The following is a 22807-nucleotide window of genomic DNA, read 5'->3' on the forward strand; positions in this document are numbered from 1 at the left end:
CCTCATGAATTTTTTCTGCGCAATCCTATTGCACCCAAGGCTGTCGAGATGTTTTAATCGTTTCTCCAGTAGTTAGTGCTTCTTCCATTTTCATACCCAAATAGTAGTCCTGTGAAGCTTCACGTAAACTGTAAAAACTCGGTCCACCTTGCACATAATCTATCATTTTCACCAAGCATGTTGCGATTGCTAGTTCATCATCATATAACCGCGCTGGAACAAAGGGATTCTTATAGGCCCAGTCTTCACCTGCTAAGATACCGTATAAAAATAACCCTTCTTGATTTTCGTATTCACCTTTATTGATGCGCTTCAAGTCAATATGTACTGGTGTTTTGAAATCTTTTAATAGCTTAACTCTATTGTCAAAGATCTCCCCACGTTCACCTCGAACGGACAGATGATTGGAACGAATCCAGGAGCGATGTTGGTCTTTTGTGAAGTCATAGATGCCAAGTTTATCTCCAAAATCTAGCCAAACAAGATCACGTGGGGCTTTTACGATTTTCTCTTCTGCCGGGTAACCTGCCCTGCTCGGTCCAGCAACTAGATGGGAGTAAAACCTTTTCCCACGTATTTCCACATCTTCAAACCCAACAGCTAGCATTTTTCTTAATAGACTCACTCCATGATAAAAATGAGAAATTGATACGGTCGCTTCTGTGATTTTTCCTAAACGCCCTTCGTTAATCAGTGATAATCGAGCTTGTTGAATCGGGTGAAAGTGATATTGCTCTGCTACTTGTACTTTCGCTCCCTTTTCAGTTAGTTTTTCATGAAGCATAATTAATCCCGCAAAATCCGGTGCTGGAGGGGTTTCAGCTAATGCTGGAATCTGATGTTTAGCTAATTCTAGTATGTAGGTTGCACATGCTTGTGGGTTAGCGGAGACAACAACAAAATCAGGAGTCTCTTTATCTAATAAAGCTGCTAATGTCGGATACGTTGGAATATTCCACTGTTTCTCCATCTCTTTTGCTTTCTCTTCATTCCGAACAACCATTCCAGTCACTTGGAAGAGATCTGGAAGAGCCTTAGAAATTCGCAAGTAATATTGTGCCCGAAAACCACTTCCACCAATAATACTAAAACGGCATATTTTCTCCATGATTATCCCCATTTCTATTATTAGGGTTCCGATTTATAATTGAATTACCATTAAATCTTCATCATAGTACTCCCCGTTATATTTCAGTGCATTTCTTTCCGTTCCGAACACTTCAAAACCTACTGACTTGTACAATTCTTTTGCAGCTAAATTATTTGATACGACAGTTAAGTTGATCTGCTCCAAACCCTCACAATCTTTCACCTTCATTATAAGTTTATTTATAAGAAATGTCCCTATTCCTTGCCCTCTGCTCTCTGGAGCAACATACATGCCAAAAACATTTCCTTTGTGGGCAAATTTCATGCCACTCTCACGCACAAAAGTAGCCGTTCCAACTAACGAACCACGTTCATCAAAGGTACCTAACACAAATTTATCCGTCATTGGCTTCAATCGTGCTTGCACTGCTTCAAGTGAAAATTCAACTTCTCTCTCGTATGTTGATCCAAATGATTCTGGATTAGTTTGTAATGCACGTAAACGTAATGCTTGATATTCCTGAGCATCTTGCTCATCTAATACTCGACTATTCATATCTGATTCCTCATTTCTACAAATTCACTTCATCAGTTAAACAATGTTTCACTAGCTACTACTAAATATTAGCATAATATACTAATATCTTCACAAAAAACCATGACAAACGTAACTGTTCTTTTAATATGGATCGTTTAAAATGAAGCTTAAGCACATTCTAAAACTATGAAATATATTATAAAGCAATTAGATGCAAAGATTGAAAGGAAGTTTATATTGGCTAAAACACATACATTTAGTAAGGGCGAAGAAATAGCAAATTCAGTTACTCATGGAATTGGAGCGGTGTTTAGCCTGGCAGCATTAGCACTTTTAATTACTTTTGCTACACTGTACGGCAATGTTTGGCACGTTGTTAGTTTCAGTTTATTTGGTGTAACGATGTTATTGCTTTATATCTCATCAACATTTGTGCATGCACTCCCAAAAGGAAAAGCGAAGGATGTATTCGAGATTCTCGATCACTCTTCCATCTACTTTTTTATCGCAGGTTCGTTTACGCCATTTTTGTTTACAGTCGTAAAAGGTTGGCAAGGGTGGACATTATTTGGAATCATCTGGGGACTGGCAATTGGTGGTACCATTTTCAAATGCTTTTTCGTGAAAAAATATTTGTTTACTTCTACAATTCTGTACATTGTTATGGGCTGGTCGATCGTATTCGTCTGGAGTCCTATTGTACAAAAAGTTGCCTTTGCCGGAATCGTTTTGCTCGTAACTGGTGGACTGCTATACACAATCGGCTCCATTTTCTACATGTGGCGTGGATTTAAATACCATCATGCGATCTGGCACATGTTTGTGCTAGGAGGAACGGTAACGCACTTTTTTGGCATTTTGACATTGCTGTAAGCTAATGAAAGTATTAAGTTTAAATCAGATATTGGTTTAGACTTTTTTGAGTAATAAGTTTTTTTCTATAACGATACTAATCATTTAATCCTTTACCTGCTAGAATTTGCTGCAAATATTTTTCAACCCTTGATTCCCTGGTTTTCGATTGTTTAGCATTAGAGAAATAAAGAATATAGGCTCTTTGCCTTCCTGGCGTTAATTCCTCAAAAGCAGTTTTCAACGCTGGGATTTCTTCAAATTTAATTTGAAGTTCCTCAGGAATTGAGTATTCTGAAGTCTTTTTTAAATTCACTTCCAAACCGGCTTTTTCAATGTCAATAGCTTGAATAATATAGGTTTTTAGCATACTTTCCATATCAACTATTTCTTGAATATTGGTGAACCGAATTTGACGAGCGGCCTGCACGTTTTCTGTTTGTTGGATTAGAATCCCATGTGTATCCTCCAACAAAGCACCTTTGTGAAACAAAAACGCACAATAATCTTTAAATCCATGTATTAGAACGATGTTTTTTCCATCTAGCGTGTAACAAGGCTTCCCCCACTTAAACTCTTCCGTCAACTCACAATCAATAACGATATTTCTTAACTTTTCATACTCTTCTTGCCATGTTTTCGCTTTACTGATAAATGAATCAACTTTAGAATTCATTTTACTAGTCATTGATAATACCTCGTTTCAGTTTTAGATTCTCTTGATTGCTCAGTTAATCTTTTTATTTCCGCCCGAATCTATTCTTTTAACTTAATCTTTTTTGCTGGTGCCAGAGCTGGATTAGTAGTCATTATCTCGTCCCCTTCTAACCAAACCTCTACTAGATCACCCTTATGAAAGGACTGACTGTCATTATAACTTAATTGAATTAGTCGATTGTCTTCTTTTATCTGATCCATCGGTAAGTCTTTAATTTCATCAAAAATCTCCTTGGAAATGTCTTGGATAACTAACATCTTCTTTTCATCTACTTTATAAATACATCCTTTTATATCTGGCGTTTTAGATTCAGAGAAATCCTCTGAACAACCGCCTAATAAAGTGCTAAGGATTAAAACTAACAAGATTTTTATTTGAGTTAAACCTGACATTTGCAGTCCCCCAATAATTCACCTTTGGTAGATTCTTATTGGATGCGAAAAATTCATAAGTAGCCAAAGTTTAACCTCTTTACACAAAGGAATACTTTCTCGCTAGCCACTCCTTTATTTTAACATAAAACCCCAAGCGTTTTTTAAGACAAAAATATGGAATCGGTCCATGACGCTTTCTTTGTTTAGTTTTTTTGCATGACTGTGGTCCGTTTAACCTCGTTTCGGAATCTGTTCCTTAACTTGTTTAAGTGTTGCGACTATTAGAAAGCTAACAATCACTAACAACAGCCAGGAACTAACCTTGCCTACATGAACGAGACTCCATGCTTCGGTTTGACCAGGATATTCCCAAGCACCGAAGAACGTTGCGATGTTCTCAGCTATCCATATAAAAAATCCGATCAATACAAAGGCGATTGCCAGCGGCATGCGGTAACGAGTACTGCCAACTTCGTATGTGACCCATGATTGCCAAAAGACGAATAAGACAATTCCAGTTAACCACCACCTAACGTCTATCCAATAATGGTGTGTGAAAAAATTCAAATATATTGCAGCTGCAAGAGGTACAACGATTACAAAAGGTGGCCACTTCACGAGTACAACTGAAAACCTTCTCCACGCCTGACAAAGATAGCTCGCAACACTCGCATACATAAATCCACTATACAAAGGTACGCCTAAAATTTTAAAATATCCTTCTTCCGGATAAGACCAGGAGCCCATATGCACTTTGAAAATCTCAAGTGTAAGACCAATAAGGTGAAACAGAGTAATTACCTTTAGTTCATCTCTTGTTTCAAGACCAAAGTGTACCATCGCCCACTGCATTAGAAGACAGATGATAAGCAACCAGTCATATCGTGGCAAAAATGGAAGTGGTAGGATTTGTGTGATAGCCAAAGAGACAAATATTACGACAGGAAACAAACAGGATAGCGCGTGCTGCCATCCAAAACGAACAAGTTGTTTTAGTGCTCTCATGGATTATACCTCCCATGTTGTTGTTGGTTTTCTTATCAACTATACTGAATAATTGGTACATAATCTTCCGCTTCACTATTTTGAAATTCTTGTAATCTACCTTCGAAAACTAACCGGAAATCTGCCAAAACAGTTAGATCACTTGGCTTAACCATAGAAAATTCTTTTTCTTCAAAGTCTATGATATTACTTTCCTTTAGTACCGCTGCCACAAATTGAGAACAGAAAAAAGCATTCCTTCTTTTTATTGGCTTTTTAAAGAGCACACCAAATAATCCTATAAAATTGTAGCGGTATTTTTCCTTTTTGGAAGCTATTTCTAGGATATATTGATTCATCTTTTGAAACTCATCATCTGTTACACTTAAACTGTAAATCGCACAATCAGATTGACAAAATAAGACGGAACGAATATTTTCTTTAACAAATCCACCAATGAAAGGGTTATTCGCTGTCTTTCTCCCAAAACTATACACATTATTTAATTCAGCATCAAAGGCAATTGAAGCATGATTATAAGGTTTTTTCGTATAAGATTTTATTAATCTTGTTAAAACCGTTCCTGTATCAGTTAAAAGGATATAAATCTTTTTTTGCTTGATCATAATCCTCACCTTTTAAATATTTTTTTCAGAAGAAATACCCCTCATCAATGAAGCAGGTGTCGCAACCACCTACTTCTCGGAATTTTTATAAGGTTTCTTCATCATTTCTGTATTCTAAAATATCCCCTGGCTGACAGTCCAACGCCTGACAAATGCCCTCTAATGTAGATAATCGAATTGCTTTTGCCTTGCCATTCTTCAAAATAGAAAGGTTTGCCATCGTAATTCCAACCTTTTCCGAAAGTTCTGTTACGCTCATTTTCCTTTTTGCCAACATCACGTCAATATTAATTATTATCATATGATCCACCTCAGACTGTTAAATCATTTTCTGATTTTATATTGATAGCTTCTTGCAAAAGTCGTTGGAGAACAGCTGCGAATACTGCAATTACCGCTGAAGCAAAAACAAGAATCATGCCGATAATAATAATACCAGGAGCGTCATCAACCTCCGCTACTAGATAAAATAACGGCATTCCCAGCACAAACATGCTACTAATTGTAACTGCAGCATATTTAATATTCTTTAATGCCCCTACAGAAATTTGAGAAAACGCATTGTTTTTGTCAATATAACTTAAAAGTTTAAAAGCTTGATACAAAGCAAAGTAAAAAGGAATTGACGCGCCATAAAAAAGGATGAAAACGAGATATTTCATGACCGCAATATTTGGATATAATTCAGCTGCAAAATTCGCAATCTCTGGTACTAAAAAGATACACAAAGCAAGAATTGGAAAACCAATAAGAATAACGGCTAATTTTAAAAAGAGTGTAGAACCAAGTTTCATTAAGAACACCTCACTATTTATTGTGATTTGATTTTATCACGATGTTTATCGTTTTACAATAAATAATTATTAATAATTAATACATTATTGTTGTTATCCATTCAAACACAAATAAGAGCATTCCCTTTAGATTAGGAAATGCTCTTCGTTCAGTTATTCTTTTTATAGCTTTAAATACTAAATTTAGAACCCACTATCACAAAAATAAATGCGCTATCTTTTAACCAATAACTTGTGATTGCATAGGCTATTAAGGTTATTTTACATAAAGCTTCGGTTTCGGTAGATTATTATTTCGTTGTGGAGTTATACTCGTAACCGTTCTGCTAGCACATGGTGAATCAAATTCATATGGAATGACTTGTTCGTATGGTGGAGGCATTAGGACTGCATTTCTAGAATGACGATAAGGCGTTTCTATGGCGTTCCCAGCGCTGTTATGATCTTTTTCAACTTCATTTATAACTATTTCGCCGATTTGACGGCCAAGTCTAAGACCCTGGTTATTATCCGATGGGAAATGTACGCCTGCAAAGAGCCTTGACATTGCATTTTCTTCAGCAAGCGCACGAATCTTTTTACGTTCCGCTGGGAAAAAGTAACTTAATATTGTTTCTGCAGCACCTGAAACAACTGCATGCCCAGATGGATAGGATGGATGTCTTGGTGTACAAATAATAGTAACTAAGTCTTGGTCAAGCTGGTTTGGTCGAGCTACAATCCATTTGTATTTTAAATACCACGTTACTACAAATGCATCATTTATGCCGGCCTGTAATATTGCTAAAATTCTAGCAGCTCTCGGTGCCTCAACACCGTAAGTGTCAATTAACCGATCTGCCACTGGCGTCCATTGTTTTGTCGGTGCGCCAGTTCCCCAATATTGTGCTTTTGTTATTTGATCTTCTGTAATATTATCCAATACACGTTGTACTACCTTTAATTCTTTTTCGAAATCAACGGAAACAGGACTTTCTATCTCTAGTTTTATCGGTCTCCCATCTAATGTTTCAAATCCAACATCTTGATCATGACGAATAAAATAAGTTCTCCACGAACCCGCCAATGGCTCTTCTGGATTATCGGGAGGGTGATTTTCTCCAGAGTAAGGTATATCCGTCCATAACTCATATTGCCTCTTATTTTTTGACATGTTTTTTTCACCACATTCCTCGTTTTTATTATGTTATGTGCATATGACCAGAATGTAATAGACATGAGCACAGGTAAACCACCCATTTACCTATCGCGAAAACCAATCTTATCTACGAATCAAAAAGTAAATTTTTTTCTGTATTTTAGGATAAAAGTGTCAATTTTTAAGATACTACCTTAGAAGCAAAATATTGGGAGGATAAATCTTAAAAATGAGCTCGATTATAAGTTAGGTTTTATCGTCTTTATATTTTTGTTGATTAATATTAGGAGGGATTAGCGCATGTTAAAGAAAAAGTTAGCGATTTTATTGTTTGTGGTTATGATGATTCCGGCATTTGCAGTTAGTGTATTGGCAGAAGAGAATTCAGAAAGTCCAAAAGATATTGTCGATATCGCAAAAGAAACAGGTGACTTCAAAACATTGGTTGCAGCTCTAGAAAAAGCTGATTTGGTTGATACGCTAAAAGGAGAAGGACCATTTACAGTATTTGCCCCAACTGATGCGGCATTTGAAAAGTTATTAAAGGAATTAAACATAACTGCAGAACAACTATTAGAAAGAAAAGATTTGAAGGAAATTCTGCTATATCACGTTGTGTCAGGCAAAGTAATGTCTGGTGACCTGAAAGACGGACAGAAAGTCAAAACATTAGCGGAGAAGAATGTGAAAATTTCACTAAATCCTGTTCGAGTTAATAAAGCGAATGTTGTTACACCTGACATAGAAGCGTCTAATGGCGTGATCCATGTTATTGATAAGGTATTGATACCTTAAGGAATTAGTTAAAAAATTTATCATTGGACTAAATAAGAAAGGGACTACATGGACTCCATATTGTGGTCCTTTTTCGTTTTTTATATTTGAATTTATTATTTATAAGGGGACGTTGTGAGGTATTTGTGAACCCTTCCACTAAAACTAGTCATTACTTTAAGCTAAACATGAGAAAGCAAGAAAAAAATCCAGTAATTAAGTTTGGTTTCCTCTACTGTCTGCTTAATCTCTTTAATTCAGATTCTACTTTGTAAACACTCTTATTCAATACTTCTGTTTTGTCATCAACATGTTCAGTAATTTTCTCTGTATAACTCCCAAGACTTTCTATTAAGTTTTGCTGTAATTTTTGTTGCCCACTTTCTATTCTTGCTTGTCCAGTCTTAAGCACGCCAATATCTGTCTTAATTCCTTTTAGCTCCCCTAAAATTTGTTTTAAAATGTCTTCCACAGCAGTTTCCTCCTTTCTAAGGATTTATATTAATTATTATACCACCTTTAAACTAATCTTCCATATTTAAAAACGTATTTTCCAGTTCATCATCTGATTTTATGCGTTTTTTTAGTAAAGGTTTTACGATAACTAAGCTACATAATAAAAACATCCAATAACCTATCATAATTCCAATTGTATTCAAAATAACATCGTCGATATCTGTACTTCTTCCGATAAAAAATTGAATAACTTCAATTGAACAAGTTATTAAAAATCCTATCATCAAAACCCTTATAAATAGACTTTTCTTATTTAAAAACAAGGAAAGAAAGAAACCCATAGGCGAAAACAACAGTATATTTGCCATAATATTTAAAAGTGACACACTCTCCCATTCATCCACATTTGGGTTTGAACCATTAATATATTCTTGGATGGTGTGAAATGGCAGCAAATTAACATGTGTGTTTTCAGGCGATAAATTAAGAAGAAAATAGAACTCTCCAGTAAGACTATTTATTCCCATACTCCAATATGGTATAACTGTTTGTGAAGCCAATCCGACAACATATATAACAAAAATAGCTAAAACAGCTTCATGAGTTAAAATTATTTTTTTTCGTGTTCTCTTCAAGAAAATAAACCTTACTACAAGGTAAAACGGGAACAAAACTAACATATAGCTGATCATACTTTGTAAATATATTGATATTAACCCCACACTCTTATCCTCCCAAAATCAACGTTATGTCCCGGATCACTAAAATTATGTACTTTTGCATGTTCACACACCAGGCTATCCTGACACTTCATGAATTGGTTACAAGCAATTGAATTATCTGCGCATAAACCATAACGATAAAGCTATTATTAATACTACAACCCAAATCGAAGTCACGACTAAAGTTTTTGTTTTTTTATTTTTAATAATTTTCGAAGCAATCAATTCAGTTAAGGCACCCAATAACAAAAGACCTATAGCAATTATCCAATCATCCAAGTTTTAATCCCCCTCGCTAGTTCTCACAAATGATTAACCTAAGTTCTTACCTTTACCACATTTATGTCTACTTTTCCAAATCAGATTCTCCCACAAACATCACGAAATTCATATCAACATTACCGTTACTATAACCACTTCCGTTCACAGAGTTTTCCGGGAAAGCTACTTCATTGTTTTCCTCAAATGGCGTCCAACCTATATATACGCTAACGTCCTGCAGTAAACTAGAAGAATACCTCTGAGAGTTTTGGGCTAATGCTAATTTATTTGCTGTATTCATAAATGCACGCCAATTATCAGGCATCTGCAGCACACCGTATGATTTCTCTTCAAAATTCACGGTTTCTTCCATTTGAATCTTTGGAACATACGTATGTTCTCCGTATGAAATATGGTAGTTACGATCGCGAATCAAATAGAAATTCGCGTAGCTAACCTTATCCTCCGGGTGGATGTTCCACAGGATATGATTGGAAGTGGGATCGTTACGATCAATCTTCCATACCATCGGTTCTCCTACTGTATCAATGTTAACTGGTTTCCAGCTGTGCATTTTCCATTCCCAATAGCTCACACCATAGTGGTTATCCGTAGATATAAATGGAACAAATACGTGCTCAGCATCAAGTTTAATCGTATCCTGAATCGTTTCTACATTAGCAATCGGAAAAACTTGATTCATTTTCTCTACCATTTGTTCATCTGATGGCAACAAGGTCGGCTTCGCAAAATAAAACCAATATATTAAGAATAAGGCTAATAAAATAATTATGCTTATTGAGATGATAGATAGTCTTTTTTTAGTCATTGATTGCCTCCCCTAAACAGTGAGTCATCAGAACGGAAGTAGTATTGTCCTTTTGGCGTCGTAATCAGCAAGCCTCTGCCGTCTTTCTCCACATAAATGACACGTACAACTCCACTTCCAAACTTTGCTGAAGATCCTGTTAGTTGATATGGAAACCGTTCATCTATAGCTGCAGTATCTATGTTTCTAGTCATTTCTCCATACCATTGATCACTATAGATTTCCTCTTGCTCCATTTCGCTTATTTCGTTTGCCAGATTTTCTTTATTCAGCGAACGGCTCTCTGCTGATGGATGTGTTGCAATAATTGATGCATCGTCTACATTTGCAATATAGGTTGAAAGTTCGTCCTTAGGGTAAAACACTTTATTTATCGGAATCGTAAGCAACGTCGTCAAAATAAACAAAAATAGCGAAAAAAATCCAAGCCATGCAAATGGACGATATACTAACCATCGTTCTTTCTTATTTCGAAAAACAAACAATAAGATCCAAACACCTAAAGGTAGTATTGGTAATCGAACCACCACGTCCTGGAAATTCCAATTATAAGAAATAGCAAACATCCCAAATAATAAAACTAGAAAAACCTTCCATAGTTTTGGTTTATCTTGTAGCTTTTTATATTTCAAAAAAATTATAATTACGATTACAACCAATGTTAAGCAGCTCATCATGATTGTCACTGCATTGAAATTCCCCATCCACTCACCTTCGTTTCTACTTTATATTATGAATTTTCAGCCCGTTTCATTGCTTGATTTAGGATTATTAACATCACCATCGTACTCAAGCAGAGGATTGTACATCATCAATGCATGATTTTCCGTAATGTACTCATCATCAATTTGTTCATTTTGTCCATTGAAAACTTTACGATATATCATATTATGTCTAACATAATGACCCCAATGTTCATGCGTGATTTTTTGTTCTTTTTCATAAACTTCATATAACTTCATTTCAGGATTTAATGCGCGCCATTCTCCAACTAAATAGTCATCAGTCAATTTTAAACAAAGTTGAAACGTGTTTGTTGTTTTATTATGAATCTGTAAATCTAAATAATTGTATGAACATGTTGCACCACTTCCAAAAGGCTGTGTTCGTTTAGAATCCGGAAAAACATCATAACTATGACGATGTCGTTCTGTAACGGTTAGTGGCGTATGTAATGTGTTCCAATAGATGAGATTGGAAAGTTGGCATAATCCTCCACCAACACCTGGTTTAAACTTCCCATAATGAAGAACCATCCCTTTTGTATATCCTTTTCGCTTCGTAGTCCGTCCGATTAGCTTCCAATAAGAGAATGTTTCCCCTGGCTTAATAACTACTCCGTTCAGCTTCTTTACAGCAATCTTCAAATTAATAATCTTATTTTCTTGATACCACATATCTACATCTTTCAGTTGCCTGCGCAATACTGTTTGGTGTTGTTTAATTTGATAAGGGTATAGATTTTCATCAATTGTCGATACATACTTCTTTTCATCTGTATACCATTCTATTATTCTTCTAAGCCGATAATATTTTGCACCTAAGTATATTCTTAGCTTGCTTCTTTTAATAGGTTTCAATTTTTGTGATTGCCGCCAGTTCCATTCCATACAAAGCCTCCTACTAGTATTGAAGGATAATTTTTAATCCTTCACTTCAATTTTTTTAGCACTAGCTTGCTGCGGGTATGAATCCTCGACTCCACCATCAATCCATACATCGACTTGATCGCCTTTATTTAAACGACTTGTCTTCTCATAGCTTAAAGAAATAAGTGGAACATACGCATCACTTACACTCAAATCTTCTAATTTTTTATCACGTATTTGATTGTATTTCTCTGTTGTAATATCATAAGCAACTAATACCCTGTCCTCTTTAATATCGAAGACATATCCTTCAATGGACGGATCTGTTGAGATTGCATCTTTTTCTACACATCCAGAAGTAAATAACACTAGTAAAATGAGCAAAACAGTACTTATTCGAATGTTTGTTGAATTCTTCATCTAATCCCTCCTGCAAATATTGCTAGAGACAATTCTTCACTCTCTATATATTTTAACATAAAATTACAGTTAAACTTTACACATTCCATATTATACACCCACAAACTCGCCTGGTGACTTGCCTATAAAAACGGCATCGAAGCACACACAATGCAATAGAAAGTAATATACATAGACTAACCAGAAAACTGGGCTTTCGTGTGCACCTTATAACAATAAGTACATCGACATACGAAGAAAGGAGAAAATCTATGTCTAATTTTAACCCACAAAAGTTATCCGTGAACTTTATTCCACCTGCTAGTTACGCGCAACCAGTCGAAGGTAGAAAATACACGCTCACTCATTCCGACGCTACTGCCGAATTATTTTTAGCTATTGGATATGTGTACAATTATGATAATATTAATTGGAAAATGCGAGATGAGGTACTAGCCAAATGGACAAAAGATAGGCAATGTCGCTTTTCCCTAGTTGGCAAAGCATATGTTGATCAAGGTGAGTTTAGCGAGGCAGAGGCAGCAATCCGTTTTAACATATTTAGAAAAGAAATGGATTTGGCACTGAAAGGAATCCTTTACGGGGACCAACAATTCTTTGTATATTACCCATCTCTTCTTGATGCCCCGATCTATATCTATTTTCAATCAACTTACCCGCAATACAGACAATTTATTTACTATGGCACTCCTCGCACCTACTTAACTGATTTGCTTGCAATGCGTTAAAATTTCTAAAATAAGGGTGTTGTCACGTTGACAACACCCTTAAATATATCCTTTATTCATGCTAGTTTAGACTCCTCTATAGGCAAATAGAGTCTTATTCCGCATCCATCGCAGCTGCTTTCGTAGTATGAACCGTTCCAAATGGATGGTTAGGCGGGGCATAAATCGAATAAAGTTTTAACGGAACATTGCCCGTATTGGTCAGATTATGCCATGTTCCAGCAGGAATCACGATTGCATCATCATCGTAGACATTTCTTCTAAAGTTCAAATTATTTTTAGTTTTACCCATTTGCACGACACCCTGCCCTTGTTCAATACGTAAAAACTGATCAACATCCGAGTGCATTTCTAATCCAATATCTCCGCCAACTTTGATACTCATTAACGTGACTTGTAAATGTGCTCCCGTCCATAATGCCGTACGATACGTATTGTTTTGCTTCGTTGCTTCATTAATGTTAATGGTAAATGGGTTTGGTCCGTAATCCGTTAACGGAATCCTTTCACTATAGGAAGCATGAAAAGAATTATAATTATACTGATCAGGTACAGCTGAATATACAGGCTGTCTTCCATAGTTATATAGTGGTACCTGAACATAATAAGGATTTTGATATGGATTTGGATACATATTTGTAGGATAGTACATTTTCCTCAACCCTTTCTCTGTTTATAACATTATCCTATGTAGAGGAAAAGGGAATGTACTCCTTTTTTAATGATTACCTAGCCTATATAACGTTTAGCTAGCTGTATATGGTAATTATGAAATTGTCTCCATATAACCAGAAAAAAACGAGCCCCATATAGAAGCCCGTTTTCAGTAATAACTCTATTTCCCTGCTTCTTCCACAATAGCGGTCACAAGTTCAGCAATTTTTACCAGTTCATCTACTGGCATTCTTTCATTTGTCGTGTGAATTTCTTCGTATCCAACTGCTAAATTAACGGTAGGAATACCGTGTCCCGCGATCACGTTGGCGTCACTGCCACCGCCGCTTTGTACAAGGTTACTTTCGCGGCCGATCGTTTTTGCGGCGCGTCTAGCGATTTCAACCACATGATCTCCAGCTGCTTGTTTAAAGCCTGGATACATGATTTCAATTTCCACCTCTACACTACCGCCCATTTCCACAGCTGCCTCGTGAAATGCTTGCTTCATTTTTTCTACCTGTGATTCCATTTTTGCCGGTACTAATGAGCGTGCTTCAGCTAAAATCGTGACATGGTCGCACACAATATTCGTTTGCGTACCACCTTCAAAGCGACCGATATTCGCCGTTGTTTCTTCATCTATGCGACCTAAAGGCATTTTCGAGATTGCCTTCGATGAAATTGTAATTGCAGACACACCATTTTCAGGTGCAACGCCTGCATGAGCGGTCTTACCTTTTACGATTGCATGGACTTTTGCTTGGGTTGGAGCAGCTACGATAATATCACCAACTTGGCCATTACTATCAATTGCATAGCCATACTTCGCTTTTAAATGTTTCGGATCAAGTGCTTTTGCTCCTCTTAATCCGGATTCTTCACCTGCGGTAATAACCAACTGGATATCTCCATGCTCGATGTTATTTTCTTTTAAAACACGAATTGCTTCCAAGATGGCTGCTAATCCTGCTTTATCATCTGCACCAAGAATTGTCGTACCATCGGTGACAATATAGCCGTCTTCTATGCTCGGCTTAATATTTTTCCCAGGAACGACGGTATCCATATGAGAAGTGAAATAAATGGTATCAACTTCTGATTTTGTACCTTTTAACAAACAAATTAAATTGCCTGCGCCATGACCTGTTTCTTTTTGGCTGTCATCCTCAAATACTTCTAATCCTAAATCTGTAAATTTCTGTTTTAATACTTTTGCAATCTCTGCTTCATACTTCGTTTCTGAATCGATTTGTACGAGTTCTAAAAATTCGTTAACAAGTCGATCTTGATTCACTTTAGGCATCGATGTTGTCCTCCTCTAGCTATAGCTATGACTACTTAGTACGTTAGCGAATCGGTAGGCTAATGTCAATTATCACGACATAGCTGTCTGATGTTTTTGCACGAGTTCTCTAATGTATGCTGCGATTTCAGAGCTTGAGGACTCACTCGTAAAAATCCGCTTAATGCCTTGTTGCTGAAGAAAATGTATATCCTTAGTAGGAATCACGCCTCCACCAATAACAGGAATTGCTGTGTTTTTATACAACTGTAGTTGCTTGATTACTTCTGGGAATAACGTATTATGCGCACCAGATAAGCAGGATAAACCAATCACATCAACTTGTCGTGCGATCGCTTCCTCTGCAATTTCGCGTGGTGTTTTTCTAATTCCCGTGTAATAGACCATCATCCCATAGCTTCTTAGTGCCCGAACGAGAAATAATGCGCCGCGGTCATGACCGTCTAATCCAGGTTTTGCGATTAACACTTTAATTTCTTCCACATACGAAACCTCCCCATGATCACTTTCGATACTCACCAAAAACTTCTCGAAATACGCAGCAAATTTCACCGACTGTACAATAAGCTTTAACTGCTTCCACTACAACCGGAAATAGATTAATCGTCTCGTCCTGCGCTGCTTTTCTTAAATGTAACAAGGACAAGGCGACGAGCTTAGCATCTCGTGCATTTTTCAACTGTTGTAATTGACGTATTTGTGCAGATTCGATTTCAGGAGTATCGATTGGCCAATCTATTTCCCAATCATTAGCAAATGTTTCGCCTGTATCATCGTAATCATTTTCAATTTTAATTTGTGCCTCATATGCAGCATCTTGAATTTGGTTTTCGACATAACCATTTTTTATTGCTGCTAGCATGTCGCCTTGCTCTTTGATTTCTTGCATATACTTTACTACCTCGATTTCGATTGCATCTGTTAATGCTTCGAGATAAAAAGATCCTCCAAGTGGATCAGGTGTTTCAATAACTCCGGTTTCATGCGCGATGATTTGCTGGGTGCGCAATGCTGTTAAAGTAGATTGTTCACTAGGTAAAGCTATCGCCTCGTCATAACCGTTCGTGTGCAGGCTTTGTGTTCCTCCAAGTACAGCTGCTAGTGCCTGAATCGCCACTCTCGAAATGTTGGTGTACGGTTCTTGTTTTGTTAAAGTAGAACCCGCTGTTTGCGTATGCATCTTTAACTTCCAGCTTTCCGGGGATTGGGCATGATAATCTTCCTTCATCATTTTTGCCCAAATTCTTCTAGCGGCACGTAGTTTGGCGATTTCTTCAAAAAAGTGATTATGAACACTAAAGAAAAATGATAATTTAGGGACAATTTCATCGACCGCTATACCCGCTTCAATTGCAGCGTCTAAATAAGTCATTGCATTGGCAAATGTAAAAGCGAGTTCTTGCGCGGTAGTACAACCAGCTTCACGCATATGGTAGCCAGAAATACTAATTGGTTTAAACTTGGGCATGTTAGCATGCGTATAAACGAGGATATTAGTTGTTATTCGGATGCTGGATTGTGGCGGGAAAATATATGTGCCTCTTGCAACATATTCTTTGAGAAGGTCATTTTGAATCGTTCCTTTTAGCTTTGTTAAAGAAACGCCTTGTCGTTCAGCAAGAACAGTATACATAGCTAGTAAAACAATTGCTGGAGCATTGATCGTCATCGAGGTACTTACCTGATCAAGTGGAATTCCATCGAACAACGCTTCCATATCAGCTAAAGTGTCAATCGCTACACCAACTTTACCCACTTCACCGTTTGCAAGCTGATGATCAGAATCCAATCCAAGCTGTGTTGGTAAATCAAACGCTATGGATAAACCCATTTGACCTTTATCTAATAAAAAATGAAAACGGGCATTTGTTTGTTTCGCCGAACCAAATCCAGCATACTGCCGCATCGTCCACTTTTTGCTTTGGTACATATTAGCATAAATACCTCTCGTAAAAGGATATTGCCCCGGCAATTCTTTTGCCTGAATAAAGGCTTCATGGAAATGTGTATTTTCACCAAATAGCTGACGTAGCCAATCCATCTTACAAAATGTAAATAGTTGCGTTACCATTTTTGCTCCTCTCTTAAAGAAAACATAAGGCATACTTCCATTTTATTCACTAAGATCTAGATTTATTATCACTAGATAGACTTGTCCTATCGGCAATTTCAAGGTAAAATAATAAAAGTAGATTGGTTGAAGGAGGAGAGACTATTGGCTACTAAAGCAAAGCAACAAACAACAAGAAAACCGTCAAAAAGAGAACGACGCATGAAAGTTATTATTTACATTATGATCATTGCCATGGTTTTATCATCAATAACCTACGGATTAGCACTTTTTATATAAAAATGAGAAGTTTAGGTACAACCTTAAACAGAGGATGTTACCTATTTAAAAAAGACCAACAAATTAGTAAGTTACATTTGTTGGTCTTTTTGTTGGGTTATGATTTATACCAAACTGACAACTCTCTCACATTAGCTATACCAGCTAAGAAGCTAAGTGATTGAGCGGCCATATATGCGCTTATTTCTCTTAAATTTCCTATTTTGATGTTTTGACGGCCACCAAAGCTCTTATTTACCAATAACAACCTACTGAACCAACAATATTAGTTAAATAAGTGCGCTCGTAGCCGCTCAATTATAATAATACCGATTTTGTCACAGATAAGGGCACGGATGGCCTTCAACGGCTAACCAACCCAACACTTGCCTCCGCTGCCAAACGATTTGGATTATAATAGAAAAACACACCTCACTCCAGTGTTCCCCGCGAAGTATTTTTCCATATCAATGTTCTAGCACACCACTAAGCACTATGTCTGATTCTTGATATGTTACGCAATAACTCAATTTCAAAGAAAACCCTAGGAAACTCAATACAGAATATTGAAGCTTATGATACACTTAGAATATCGTATTTAAACATCGTTGCTTCCTTCAACTGACGAAAATTTAATAATCTAGATTAGGAGGGATTTTAATGATAAAAAGAAAGATTGTTACAGTTTTATTAGCTACCCCTGTTTCTCTATTACTTATTTTTTCATTGTTTTTTGGAGAGTGGAGGCAACCTTTTGAGTTAATAGTAATGACAGGAATGTTTAGTCTATTTATATCCCCTTTTATTATACTTTATGGTGTTCCAGTTACGTTCCTTTCAGATTACTTAGGAAAACAATTAACCGGAAACGTACGAATTTTGATTGCGTTTATCGTTCATCTGTTTTTCGGGGTATCATTTGGGATTATATTCAAAATGGGTTCAGAAATTTCGTTGTTTGTAGTCGAGGTGAATGTAGCTTCTATTTTTGCTACAATTACAGCTTTAATCTTCTGGGCAATAGATGAGTTGCTAAGGAAAAATAATAGGTTAATTTTCTCTAGATGTCGCTGTAACTTTGCTTAAGTAGTAAACCGAAAAAATCCATTCTGAAACTAATCAAGAATGGATTTTTTCACTAACATTCTCCTAGTTCTAAAGATTCCTCATTCCACATCAGTCCACGGGTCCCCAAAAATTAAATCTCACCAGTCTGCAACTTTTCCTTCATCTCCTGCAAAATCACATCAAATCCTTTATCTGAACGTGTAATATACACCTTCGTCCCGATCGGCACTTTTTCAAATAAAGCTTCAACTTGTTCATTTTTCATGCGCACACAGCCTGCAGATGTATACGTTCCGATTGATTCTGGCTTGTTTGTTCCATGGATACCAAATATTCTTCCATCGGTACCATTCGCGTCAAAGCCAATCCAACGACTTCCTAAAGGATTGTCTGGCGAACCGCCAGGAATATTCTTTTTCCGATAATATGGTTCAATCGCTTTGACGATGATTGTATGCAGTCCGTTTGGCGTCATTTCCTCCGTTGCTCCTGTTGCTACATCATATATCTCAACTATTTCACCATTATTTATATATGCTAATTGATTTACTTGTTTATTTACGATCACAACAGGTGTGTTTTCTGCTGGTGTTACGACTAGTGGCCACAAGGGCGATAAAAACAACGCAAATAAGATCGGTAAGCTTTTCATACACACCCCTCATTTCTGGATTTGTATTTAGCTTATCCGATCTGATTGTTTTTACTAAATTCTTTTTTTGGACATAATCTGTTTCTTTAAAACTAAATAACGCTCAATCTCAAATAAGAGTTGAAACAAATTTGCTCTTGTCTCAAATTCTTGTCTCGTTATTGGCAAGTCAGCAGCTTCAAATTCATGTCTCATATCTTCAATCGTTTGCAAATGAATTGCTGCTGTGTCGCCTGGATGCACAGCCGCTGCTAATTGGTCAAAAAATCCGGCAATCCGGTAAGATTGTTCATACGACTCGTCGATACGACTAACAAGCGGAAGGATTCTTCGTAATAAATCAAATTGCTTTTTTCGCATTTTAAAATAATCATAATAAGGTTGATTACCTCGCAACACATGATTCTCAACATCTCGTAAAACTACTTTTTCTGCATCATTAAGCAATTCTTCTGTTTCCGTTAATTCTTTTCCTGTCCACGTTTGCCGTCCTTCTCGCAAATAAATCGCTACTTCCCTCAAAATCGTAGCAAAGTTGTCTTCTACCTGAGTCTGCATTACTTTTAACTTATTTTCCATACTTGGCATATACAAATTAAGTATTAAAGCTGTCCCAATCCCAATCACAATTAATGCTAACTCGTTCACTATTAGCGAAAAATCGATATGGTCTGACATGTATAAATGCAACAAAATAACCGAGCTTGTGACAATTCCAGGTGTCAGTCTGAACTTTACCGTTGTAGGAATAAACAACAATAATAACAATCCGATTGACAATGGGTGATAGCCAATAAGTTCAAAAATCACAAAAGCATACACAATCGCCAGTAAGCATGCACCTAACCGATGCCAAGAGCTTAAAAACGACTGCTTTCTTGTTGTTTGTATACAAAGAATCGTAATAATCCCAGCTGAAACATAATTGTCTAATTGCATCAGTTCTGCAATCCAAATCGCAATTGGCGTTCCAATTGCGGTCTTGATGGTACGATAGCCAATTTTCACGTAAATGGCCCCTTACTAATTAAAATATGTATTTGTTAGCTATTGTACCGAACAAAAAAACCCTTGTCACTTAACAAGGGTTTTTGACAACTTACTTATACTTCTTGACAATTGTCATCGAAGATCTTTTGCAACTTACTCACAACATCTACTGGGCTAAAGCCTTCAATATCATGACGTTCCACCATGGTAACTATTTTACCATCTTTTAATAAAGCAAACGATGGAGATGACGGTGGATAGCCTTCGAAAAATTGACGTGCTCTTTCTGTTGCTTCCCGGTCTTGTCCTGCAAACACAGTTACAAGATGCTCAGGTCGTTTATCATAATGAATCGAATGTGCCGCCGCTGGACGAGCAACACCACCCGCACAACCACAAGTAGAATTAACCATCACTAGTGTTGTTCCTTCACGTGTTAATGCTTGTTCTACTTCCTCAGGCGTTTTCAATTCATCATAGCCTGCATCAGTAATTTCTTTTCTAGCGCCATCTACGATATCGTTCATATATAAATTAAAATCCATTACTTCTTCAACTCCTCATACTTACATATAGTAACTACATCGTACCAAGATTAGTATCAGGATGCAATATAATTGCCCAGTTCCTACTAGCTACGTCATCGTGCAATTAAAAAATTGGCGTATTATACTCACTTACATTTTCTAATATTTCTTTGAGGTAAGACATAAACTGCCCACAAATTAAGCCATCGAGCACACGGTGATCTAGCGATAAGCACAAGTTAACCATATCACGCGCTGCAAACATGTCATCGATTATCACGGGTTTTTTCACAATTGATTCGACTTGAAGAATCGCTGCTTGCGGATAGTTGATTACACCCATGGATTGAATTGACCCAAATGATCCTGTATTGTTTACCGTAAATGTACCACCTTGCATATCGGCTGTCGTCAAACTTCCTGATCTTGCTTTCATCGCTAGCATGTCAATATCCTTTGCGATCCGCTTTATACTTTTTTCATCAACGTTGCGAATGACTGGTACGAATAACTCCTGACCTTTTCCAACTGCAATCGATAAATTAATCGCTTTATGCTGGATAATTTTTTCGCCAGCCCATGAGCTGTTCATCTGCGGGAATTTTCTTAATGCAGTAGATACAGCCTTTAAGAAAAAGGCAAAATACGTTAAATTAAAGCCTTCAGAAGCTTTGAAAGCATCTTTTTGGCTATTTCGATATTTCACTAAGTTGGTCACATCAACTTCGACCATCATCCATGCATGAGGGATTTCTTTCTTGGCACGCACCATATTCTCGGCGATTGCTTTTCGTACTCCTGTAACCGGAATTTCCGTATCACCAGTATGTGTTTTTGGATAATCTTGTTTTTTAACAGGGATCTGTGTTGGCTGTTGCGGGTCTTCTGTTGCAACAGTGTCTGGTTGTTTCGGTGTGCCGCCGGTTTCGATAATTTTTTCTACATCCTTACGCGTAATCCTTCCACCTTTACCAGTCCCGTCAACTTGACTCAAATCAATATCATGTTCTTGCGATAAACGTAAAACAGCTGGGGAATAGCGTTTTTTCATCGATTGATCTTGCGTGTTATCGTCAGACAGCACTTGCTCATCACCGCTTTCTGTTTTATCAGTAGTTGGTGTTACCTCACCTGTTGCTTCTGTTTCGATATAACAAATCAATTCTCCAACAGCAACCGTTTCCCCTTCTTCTACAGTAATTTCTTTAATTGTCCCAGTAAAAGAGGATGGTACTTCTGCATTTACTTTATCGGTCATTACTTCAGCTATTGGATCGTATTTATGGACGGTTTGTCCAACACGCACTAACCAGCCACTAATAGTTCCCTCGGTAACACTTTCCCCTAGCTGAGGCATTAGTATTTTTTCTAAAGGCACAACAGTTCCTCCTTTACGTTAATATTCTGCAAGCTCGCGCATCGCTTTCTCGACCTTTTCTGGATTGATCATAAACTGTTTTTCCAATGTTGGCGCATATGGCATTGCCGGTACGTCTGGTCCTGCTAGACGCTTAATTGGCGCATCAAGATCAAATAAACAATGTTCACTTATAATTGCTGCCACCTCGCCAATTATGCTTCCTTCTTTATTATCCTCAGTCACGAGTAACACTTTACCTGTTTTTGATGCTGCTGCTATGATTGCTTCCTGATCTAATGGATAGACGGTACGCAAATCGAGAATATGTACGTCAATACCTTCTGCTTGTAATTTTTCAGCTGCTTGCAAGGCAAAATGAACGCATAATCCATACGTAATTACGGTAATATCATTTCCTTCTCGCTTAATATCTGCTTTTCCAATTGGTAGTGTATAATCTTCTTCTGGCACTTCTCCCTTAATTAATCGGTATGCCCGCTTATGTTCTAAGAAAAGGATCGGATCATCCGAACGAATTGAAGCCTTTAATAAGCCTTTCACATCATAAGGTGTAGATGGCATGACGACTTTTAAGCCGGGGTGGTTGGAAAACATCGCTTCTATCGATTGAGAGTGATAAAGCGCACCGTGAACACCACCACCATATGGAGCACGAATTGTGATTGGACAAATCCAATCATTATTCGAGCGGTACCTAATTTTTGCCGCTTCCGATACAATCTGATTAACCGCTGGCATGATAAAATCGGCAAATTGCATCTCAGCGACAGGTCGCAAACCATACATTGCCGCACCAATGCCGACTCCAGCAATTGCTGATTCGGCTAGTGGTGTATCAAGTACCCTTGTCTCACCAAATTGTTCATGCAAACCATCGGTGGCGCGAAATACACCTCCACGGACACCGACATCTTCCCCAAGTACAAATACTTTATCATCACGTTCCATTTCTTCCTTTAATGCTTGTGTTATTGCTTGAATATAAGAAATAACTGGCATTGTTTTCCC

Annotated in this window: 30 protein-coding genes; 5 read left to right on the forward strand and 25 right to left on the reverse strand. The window is 37.2% G+C overall.

Features of this window, described 5'->3' with window-relative positions; all coding sequences use genetic code 11:
* Window positions 1-25: 25 nt before the first annotated feature.
* Together ACI6MV_RS02380 and ACI6MV_RS02385 are read right to left on the reverse strand one after the other, a co-directional pair.
* Window positions 26-1120: a Gfo/Idh/MocA family protein gene (locus tag ACI6MV_RS02380; protein ID WP_407268263.1), complete on the reverse strand. Its 1095-nt coding sequence runs from the start codon at window positions 1118-1120 to the stop codon at window positions 26-28.
* A 21-nt stretch (window positions 1121-1141) separates the two neighbouring features.
* Window positions 1142-1645: a GNAT family N-acetyltransferase gene (locus ACI6MV_RS02385; protein WP_407268264.1), complete on the reverse strand. Its 504-nt coding sequence runs from the start codon at window positions 1643-1645 to the stop codon at window positions 1142-1144.
* A 219-nt stretch (window positions 1646-1864) separates the two neighbouring features.
* On the opposite strand from ACI6MV_RS02385, the gene trhA reads away from it, so the two are divergent.
* Window positions 1865-2500, forward strand: coding sequence for a PAQR family membrane homeostasis protein TrhA (gene trhA / locus ACI6MV_RS02390; protein WP_407268452.1), 636 nt, complete (start codon window positions 1865-1867; stop codon window positions 2498-2500).
* A 76-nt stretch (window positions 2501-2576) separates the two neighbouring features.
* Here trhA and ACI6MV_RS02395 read toward each other — a convergent pair whose 3' ends face one another.
* The 7 genes from ACI6MV_RS02395 to ACI6MV_RS02425 all read right to left on the reverse strand — a co-directional run bounded on the left by ACI6MV_RS02395 (window position 2577) and on the right by ACI6MV_RS02425 (window position 7128).
* Entirely contained in the window at window positions 2577-3167 is a 591-nt protein-coding gene (locus ACI6MV_RS02395; RefSeq protein ID WP_407268265.1) for a YdeI/OmpD-associated family protein, read from the reverse strand.
* Window positions 3168-3235: 68 nt separating this feature from the next.
* Window positions 3236-3589 carry a DUF3221 domain-containing protein gene (locus ACI6MV_RS02400; RefSeq protein ID WP_407268267.1) on the reverse strand — a complete coding sequence of 118 codons (354 nt, stop codon included), beginning with the start codon at window positions 3587-3589 and terminating at the stop codon, window positions 3236-3238.
* 213 nt (window positions 3590-3802) lie between these two features.
* On the reverse strand, window positions 3803-4576 hold the full coding sequence (locus ACI6MV_RS02405; protein ID WP_407268268.1) for a DUF817 domain-containing protein: 774 nt from the start codon (window positions 4574-4576) through the stop codon (window positions 3803-3805).
* Window positions 4577-4611: 35 nt separating this feature from the next.
* On the reverse strand, window positions 4612-5181 hold the full coding sequence (locus ACI6MV_RS02410; RefSeq protein WP_407268269.1) for a hypothetical protein: 570 nt from the start codon (window positions 5179-5181) through the stop codon (window positions 4612-4614).
* An 85-nt stretch (window positions 5182-5266) separates the two neighbouring features.
* Complete coding sequence (locus ACI6MV_RS02415) at window positions 5267-5482, reverse strand: helix-turn-helix domain-containing protein (RefSeq protein ID WP_407268270.1); 216 nt, start codon at window positions 5480-5482, stop codon at window positions 5267-5269.
* A 10-nt stretch (window positions 5483-5492) separates the two neighbouring features.
* The gene (locus tag ACI6MV_RS02420) at window positions 5493-5975 is read right to left on the reverse strand and encodes a DUF2975 domain-containing protein (protein ID WP_407268271.1); all 483 of its coding nucleotides are present in this window, start codon (window positions 5973-5975) and stop codon (window positions 5493-5495) included.
* 256 nt (window positions 5976-6231) lie between these two features.
* Window positions 6232-7128: a vanadium-dependent haloperoxidase gene (locus ACI6MV_RS02425; protein WP_407268272.1), complete on the reverse strand. Its 897-nt coding sequence runs from the start codon at window positions 7126-7128 to the stop codon at window positions 6232-6234.
* 285 nt (window positions 7129-7413) lie between these two features.
* Between ACI6MV_RS02425 and ACI6MV_RS02430 the strand changes: the two genes are divergently transcribed.
* Window positions 7414-7908: a fasciclin domain-containing protein gene (locus ACI6MV_RS02430; protein ID WP_407268274.1), complete on the forward strand. Its 495-nt coding sequence runs from the start codon at window positions 7414-7416 to the stop codon at window positions 7906-7908.
* A gap of 211 nt (window positions 7909-8119) precedes the next feature.
* Here the strand turns inward: ACI6MV_RS02430 and ACI6MV_RS02435 are convergent, their stop codons facing one another.
* The 7 genes from ACI6MV_RS02435 to ACI6MV_RS02465 form a co-directional block, all read right to left on the reverse strand.
* Entirely contained in the window at window positions 8120-8359 is a 240-nt protein-coding gene (locus tag ACI6MV_RS02435; RefSeq protein ID WP_407268275.1) for a hypothetical protein, read from the reverse strand.
* A 52-nt stretch (window positions 8360-8411) separates the two neighbouring features.
* Window positions 8412-9065: a VanZ family protein gene (locus ACI6MV_RS02440; RefSeq protein WP_407268276.1), complete on the reverse strand. Its 654-nt coding sequence runs from the start codon at window positions 9063-9065 to the stop codon at window positions 8412-8414.
* Between the two features lie 114 nt (window positions 9066-9179).
* The gene (locus ACI6MV_RS02445) at window positions 9180-9344 is read right to left on the reverse strand and encodes a hypothetical protein (protein WP_407268277.1); all 165 of its coding nucleotides are present in this window, start codon (window positions 9342-9344) and stop codon (window positions 9180-9182) included.
* 67 nt (window positions 9345-9411) lie between these two features.
* Entirely contained in the window at window positions 9412-10155 is a 744-nt protein-coding gene (locus tag ACI6MV_RS02450; protein WP_407268279.1) for a hypothetical protein, read from the reverse strand.
* Window positions 10152-10859 (reverse strand): hypothetical protein, encoded by a 708-nt coding sequence (locus tag ACI6MV_RS02455; RefSeq protein WP_407268281.1) that lies wholly within the window; start codon window positions 10857-10859, stop codon window positions 10152-10154. The genes ACI6MV_RS02450 and ACI6MV_RS02455 overlap by 4 nt, the downstream gene beginning before the upstream one ends.
* Before the next feature lie 36 nt (window positions 10860-10895).
* Window positions 10896-11765, reverse strand: coding sequence for a VanW family protein (locus tag ACI6MV_RS02460; protein ID WP_407268283.1), 870 nt, complete (start codon window positions 11763-11765; stop codon window positions 10896-10898).
* A gap of 33 nt (window positions 11766-11798) precedes the next feature.
* Window positions 11799-12164 carry a DUF3221 domain-containing protein gene (locus tag ACI6MV_RS02465; protein ID WP_407268285.1) on the reverse strand — a complete coding sequence of 122 codons (366 nt, stop codon included), beginning with the start codon at window positions 12162-12164 and terminating at the stop codon, window positions 11799-11801.
* A gap of 251 nt (window positions 12165-12415) precedes the next feature.
* Here ACI6MV_RS02465 and ACI6MV_RS02470 point away from each other — a divergent pair, with 251 nt between their 5' ends.
* On the forward strand, window positions 12416-12892 hold the full coding sequence (locus ACI6MV_RS02470; RefSeq protein ID WP_407268287.1) for a staygreen family protein: 477 nt from the start codon (window positions 12416-12418) through the stop codon (window positions 12890-12892).
* 94 nt (window positions 12893-12986) lie between these two features.
* On the opposite strand, the gene ACI6MV_RS02475 is transcribed toward ACI6MV_RS02470, so the two are convergent.
* The 4 genes from ACI6MV_RS02475 to ACI6MV_RS02490 form a co-directional block, all read right to left on the reverse strand.
* Complete coding sequence (locus tag ACI6MV_RS02475; RefSeq protein WP_407268290.1) at window positions 12987-13544, reverse strand: cupin domain-containing protein; 558 nt, start codon at window positions 13542-13544, stop codon at window positions 12987-12989.
* A gap of 183 nt (window positions 13545-13727) precedes the next feature.
* A complete protein-coding gene (locus ACI6MV_RS02480) occupies window positions 13728-14852 on the reverse strand; it encodes a M20/M25/M40 family metallo-hydrolase (RefSeq protein ID WP_407268293.1) in 1125 nt (374 codons plus the stop codon).
* A 72-nt stretch (window positions 14853-14924) separates the two neighbouring features.
* Window positions 14925-15335 (reverse strand): cobalamin-dependent protein, encoded by a 411-nt coding sequence (locus tag ACI6MV_RS02485; RefSeq protein ID WP_407268294.1) that lies wholly within the window; start codon window positions 15333-15335, stop codon window positions 14925-14927.
* A 19-nt stretch (window positions 15336-15354) separates the two neighbouring features.
* On the reverse strand, window positions 15355-16923 hold the full coding sequence (locus ACI6MV_RS02490) for an acyl-CoA mutase large subunit family protein (RefSeq protein ID WP_407268295.1): 1569 nt from the start codon (window positions 16921-16923) through the stop codon (window positions 15355-15357).
* A gap of 144 nt (window positions 16924-17067) precedes the next feature.
* Here ACI6MV_RS02490 and prli42 point away from each other — a divergent pair, with 144 nt between their 5' ends.
* Window positions 17068-17202 (forward strand): stressosome-associated protein Prli42, encoded by a 135-nt coding sequence (gene prli42, locus ACI6MV_RS02495; RefSeq protein WP_407268296.1) that lies wholly within the window; start codon window positions 17068-17070, stop codon window positions 17200-17202.
* A gap of 639 nt (window positions 17203-17841) precedes the next feature.
* Window positions 17842-18267 (forward strand): hypothetical protein, encoded by a 426-nt coding sequence (locus tag ACI6MV_RS02500; protein WP_407268297.1) that lies wholly within the window; start codon window positions 17842-17844, stop codon window positions 18265-18267.
* A gap of 112 nt (window positions 18268-18379) precedes the next feature.
* Here ACI6MV_RS02500 and ACI6MV_RS02505 read toward each other — a convergent pair whose 3' ends face one another.
* From ACI6MV_RS02505 to ACI6MV_RS02525, 5 genes are all read right to left on the reverse strand, one after another.
* Window positions 18380-18901, reverse strand: a complete 522-nt coding sequence (locus ACI6MV_RS02505; protein WP_407268298.1) for a L,D-transpeptidase — start codon at window positions 18899-18901, stop codon at window positions 18380-18382.
* A gap of 54 nt (window positions 18902-18955) precedes the next feature.
* Window positions 18956-19909: an aromatic acid exporter family protein gene (locus tag ACI6MV_RS02510; RefSeq protein WP_407268300.1), complete on the reverse strand. Its 954-nt coding sequence runs from the start codon at window positions 19907-19909 to the stop codon at window positions 18956-18958.
* A 95-nt stretch (window positions 19910-20004) separates the two neighbouring features.
* Window positions 20005-20436 carry a BrxA/BrxB family bacilliredoxin gene (locus ACI6MV_RS02515; RefSeq protein ID WP_407268301.1) on the reverse strand — a complete coding sequence of 144 codons (432 nt, stop codon included), beginning with the start codon at window positions 20434-20436 and terminating at the stop codon, window positions 20005-20007.
* Window positions 20437-20542: 106 nt separating this feature from the next.
* A complete protein-coding gene (locus tag ACI6MV_RS02520) occupies window positions 20543-21796 on the reverse strand; it encodes a dihydrolipoamide acetyltransferase family protein (RefSeq protein ID WP_407268302.1) in 1254 nt (417 codons plus the stop codon).
* An 18-nt stretch (window positions 21797-21814) separates the two neighbouring features.
* A complete protein-coding gene (locus ACI6MV_RS02525; RefSeq protein WP_407268304.1) occupies window positions 21815-22798 on the reverse strand; it encodes an alpha-ketoacid dehydrogenase subunit beta in 984 nt (327 codons plus the stop codon).
* Between the last annotated feature and the right edge of the window lie 9 nt (window positions 22799-22807).

It is taken from the genome of Radiobacillus sp. PE A8.2 (assembly GCF_045635475.1).
Classification (GTDB): Bacteria; Bacillota; Bacilli; order Bacillales; family Amphibacillaceae; genus JBJGXI01.